The organism is Pseudomonas sp. (assembly GCF_026224925.1).
Taxonomy (GTDB): Bacteria; Pseudomonadota; Gammaproteobacteria; order Pseudomonadales; family Pseudomonadaceae; genus Aquipseudomonas.
This window is the reverse complement of the sequence record NZ_JAMFRV010000124.1, coordinates 1-4,732: the sequence shown is the minus strand read 5'-3', so window position 1 is coordinate 4,732 and position 4,732 is coordinate 1. Positions and strand designations below refer to the sequence as shown.

2 protein-coding genes are annotated in these 4,732 nt (G+C 55.9%); one reads left to right on the top strand and one right to left on the bottom strand.

What is annotated here, in order from left to right:
* Positions 1 to 92: 92 nt before the first annotated feature.
* On the top strand, positions 93 to 1,439 hold the full coding sequence (locus M0974_RS05435) for an NCS2 family permease (protein WP_297833732.1): 1,347 nt from the start codon (positions 93 to 95) through the stop codon (positions 1,437 to 1,439).
* Positions 1,440 to 1,521: 82 nt separating this feature from the next.
* Here the strand turns inward: M0974_RS05435 and M0974_RS05430 are convergent.
* Positions 1,522 to 4,732: DUF6543 domain-containing protein (locus tag M0974_RS05430; protein ID WP_297833731.1), on the bottom strand; the 3,211-nt coding region annotated here is incomplete at its 5' end.

Here is a 4,732-nt window from a genome sequence, read left to right as displayed (position 1 = left end):
GATGGTCAAAAAAATCATTAACCCAGGTGCACCGCCTCACTGCACCGCTACAGGTGTGGGAAAACAATAAAAGACTTGAGGAGTACCCCGCTGTGGAAAGCCCTAAATCCGAAGCAACGACGCTGGATCTAACGCCGCCACGCACTGGCCTGCTCGAACGTGTGTTCAAGCTGAGCCTGCATGGCACGACCGTTAGAACCGAACTATTGGCCGGCCTGACGACGTTCATCACCATGGCGTACATCATCTTCGTCAACCCGAACATCATGGCCGACGCCGGCATTGATCATGGGGCTGCGTTCGTCGCCACCTGCATTGCCGCAGCGCTTGGCTGCCTGTTGATGGGGTTGTATGCAAACTGGCCTGTTGGCCTAGCACCTGGCATGGGTTTGAACGCGTTTTTCACCTATACCGTGGTCGGCACCATGGGCTACAGCTGGCAAACCGCGCTCGGTGCGGTGTTTATTTCCGGTTTGATATTCATGTTCCTTACCCTGTCGCCCATTCGTGAGTGGCTGCTCAACAGCATCCCTATCAGCCTGCGTTTCGCCATGGGCGCAGGGGTCGGATTGTTTCTCGGCATCATCGGCCTGAAGACCGCCGGGATCGTGGTTGCCAGCCCTACTACGTTGATCAAGCTCGGTTCGTTGCGCGAGCCGGGCCCTTTACTGGCGGCCATCTGTTTTCTGATGATCGCAGTGCTCAGCTACCACCGGGTTTTCGGCGCGATCCTGATCAGTATTATTGCCGTGACGTTGGCGGGCTGGGGTCTTGGGTTGGTGCAGTACAACGGCATTTTCTCCACCCCGCCGAGCTTGGCGCCGACCTGGTTGGCGATGGACATCAAAGGCGTGTTTAACGTCAGCATGATCAGCGTGGTGCTGGCGTTCCTTTTCGTGCACATGTTCGACACCGCGGGCACCTTGATGGGCGTCGCCCAGCGCGCTGGCTTGGTAAAACCAGATGGCAAGATAGAGAACCTGTCGAAAGCGCTGAAAGCTGACAGCGCCTCCAGCGTGTTCGGCGCCTTGGTCGGTGTGCCACCCGTCACCAGCTACGTGGAAAGTGCCGCAGGCGTAGCGGCAGGCGGACGTACCGGCCTGACCGCGGTTACCGTCGGCGTGTTGTTTATCGTGGCGATGTTTTTTGCGCCGCTGGCCGGGATGATCCCCGCCTACGCCACCGCCGGTGCATTGATCTACGTCGCAATGTTGATGATGGGCGGTATGGCGCACATCCATTGGGACGAAGCCACCGACAGTATTCCGGCAATTGTCACGGTGATCATGATGCCGCTGACCTTCTCAGTCGCAGACGGCATCGCGCTGGGTTTTATTACCTACGTGGTACTCAAGGTCGGCACCGGAAAACACAAGGAAATCTCCGTCAGCCTGTACGCGCTGTGCGTAATTTTCATCGCCAAGTTCGTGTTCCTGTAAGTGCCCCATAACGGATGAAAGCACGCTCGCCTGCTTTCATCCGATTATCCGACGACGCTCCACCTATAAAGCTATGTTGTTGTCAAAAATCATCGGCTACTCGTATCACGAACAATTGCGTGCCATGTCCCGACGCTCTAGGAGCATTTGCGCCACCAATCAATTTGATCAGTTTGCCTTGGGTTCGCGCAGTCGAGATCCTTGTCGCAATATCCGTGCCCGCGTAACGCACCAGAAAGCTTTCAACCCACTCGTTGGACATCGGAAACCCCGACGATAGCGGTTGCAGGTCGCGCGTAATAATATTGGAAGAGTTGGCCCGCCGCACATTCAACATGTAAAGATGATCCAACCCTGGTCTCTGAAACATCAACGTCGGGGTGAAATGCGCCAAGTTCCCATCGGGCACCAACTCATAGCCACTGCCGACAAGCTGCTGAGTCATCAACTCTGACAACTCTTGCGTACTCATTGCTTGTGGGCCTACCCGCCTCAATCTTCTGGCGTCAAACAGATCAGCGACGTGGAAATCCAGCCGAAAAAATGAATCCAAAGAGCTTTCATAGCTGATATTGATGATTCGCACGCCAACCGAACTGTTTGGCTTGACCCCCTCAAGCATCACCAATGGGTCATTAAGATTAGCGAGAGGCGCCCGATGTCCTTTTTTCCAAGCGTTGAGCGTCGCCTTCATATTCATCAGCCGAGTGGCCGTCAGGGCTAGGCCATCATCGGCCAGTTGATAGAGTTTCTCCGCCAACACTCGCTGCGATATCGGCGTCAGCGTAGGACGAATATCGGCAATCAAATGCTGGATTTTTTTCGAGAACAAGGTGCCATGCACGGTCCATTTGCCTTCCTTGAAAGCACTCATGACCGGTTGGCCGAAGCGGTCAGCCCTGATGACCTCGTTAAGCTCAGCGAAGCTGCCTTTGGAAGAACCCGCAGCTGGGTTTTGTAGAAAAACGATGGTCGGGTTCTGCGTCGTACCGGCCGGTAAAATATTAAAATACTGACCGTCCATGCTAATCATTTCACCGTCAACGGTCCCGGGGACACGAAAGATCGGCGGTTGCGGATTGCTCGGTTTCAAAGCAGCGAATTCGTCGGAATAGCGACCCCACGTTTTCCAGCTGTCAGCACGTGCGACAGATACCGCAGCAGCGCGACTGAACCCTGCGACCGGCTGGCGTCGATACGTTTGCGCCCAGTCCGGCATCGCTCGATGGCTTTGGTAATGCACCGCCGCATCCAGTTCAAGGCGTCGCTGTTGATCCACCGGAAATTCAAACTGATCAAGCAACGCTCGGGCTTGCTTGCGGGTGAACCCTGCGTCGACGTGCGCCTCACTAATCAAGGTCTCGGCAATACTCGATTTCACGCCGCCCTTGAGGCCGATATCGGTGTGATAGACCCAGTCACCGTGAACATCCAGACGCACCGGCGGCTCAAAGCCTTTGTCTGTAGTTTTGCGCAGACGCAGGGTTTGCTCACCTTTACGCCGGTAGACCTGACAGGCCTTACCGTTTCGTTTGATCCACAACTGTCCGTCTTTGAGAAAAGTGCCGGCATCCATCCCGAACTGCTTACGGGCATCAAACAATGAGACATCGACCTCGTAGCCCTCAAAAGCCGGCAGCACGTAATGTTTGCGGGTGGACGAAGGCAGCCTTTTGGCCGCATTTTTGGCCGCATTCGCGATCTGTCGCAGCTTAGTCGCGCGCCGTGCAATCTTCGCAATAGCCGCGACAGTCGCCACACCAGGCACCACTGACAGCAGAATATCCAACACGCAGAAAGAGGCACTGGCCACCAACAACTCACCCTCCTCTTTCTTATCCTTCTTGAATGCAGAAACAGCAGCGTGACCGTCGTTCCAACCGTCTTGCAGGCTGAACACCGTTCCGAGCCCTGGCAGAAAAGACAGAATCGCCCTGAAATAGGCCCTGTAGGTGAGGTCTTGACGCAGCATTCGCTCGCTGTGAATGTCGCTGTTACTGCGAGCATCACGCTTGGTCTGCGCGTAAATAAGATAGGCGCGGGCTTCCACTTGCTGCGCTGCCATGTGCAGAGAATGCGCAGAAGTAAACGCAATAAAACCGTCGAACTTACGCATCAAAGACGCTTCGATATAGGTCTTATCGGCCGCTTGGCGGTCTTCGTCATCGATACGCGAAACCAGGTATTCAACTAACGACGGATGGGCGTCAAGTCGGTCGATCAGCAACAATTTTGCCTTCCGCAGGCTCGACGCCTCTATCAACGAAATACCATCGGGGGCCTGGGGCAAGTAGACCAATGTGGTCGCGGTGGGCTCGTGGTGGATCACGCATAGCCCGGAAAGAGTCGTACTATTGGTGTCACCGTTGACCGCATGACCAGGCTTCAGCACGATCCAGCTCACCTGCAACTGATGGGTGCGCAAGTCAGCATTGTTGCGCGCCTGCACTGCCCACTGAAGCACTTGATAAGCGTGAACACTCAACTGCTTGCTGTGCAGCGCCGCAAAGCCTTCCAGCAACATCTCCAGCGCATAGGGTTCAAGCAAGACTTCCCGAGCAATAGGTGCTGATTGCGTCGACTGCGTTTGAAACACTTCGCGCAGCAGCGTTCGGTACTGACCGGCGACATTGAGGAGCGGAATAGTGCGGGCCACGTAATCGGCGGTCAGCGAAGTCGGGGCGGTCAACTGTTCCGTGGCGCCCTCAATTCGGGCGAAAGTGAACCGCGCCATCGTTTCGCCATCTTTGGGATCGATGTTATGCCGCGCCAGTTCAGCCAGCGATAGCCGCACCCGTTTCGCGCTAGGGATCCACTCACCGCGGCGAAGCGAGCCGTACTGTTGATCGATATCCAATGTCTGAGCCGCGCTTTCCGGCAGATCGATGAACAACTGATCGGCGTCGACATCAATGCTCAAATCGGTCTTGATTTGCGCGGCCAATTGTTGCGAGGTAAACGCGTCGAAAGTCGGCAGCGCGGCGTCCAACTGTTCCTCCAGCAGGTCGGCCGCAACGTGGTATCGACGCAGCGTTTCAGCATATTCACGGCGAACGGCTTCTGGCGCGCTCAGCAGCCATTGCGGCATCTGATTGAGCAATTCAACCGTGCGCTGCTGCTCGGCAATGCGCTCGGTTGCCTGATCCCGAGCTTCGTTACGATGCACTTGAAGGTTGTCAGCCCATTCCAGATGCAAGCGCTCCAAAGTTGCGACTTCATCGGTCGCGTCATCAAAAAAGCGTTGCCCCGCAATGGCTGCACGGGTGGCAGCGGCCAGGCCTTCAGCCTGCGCG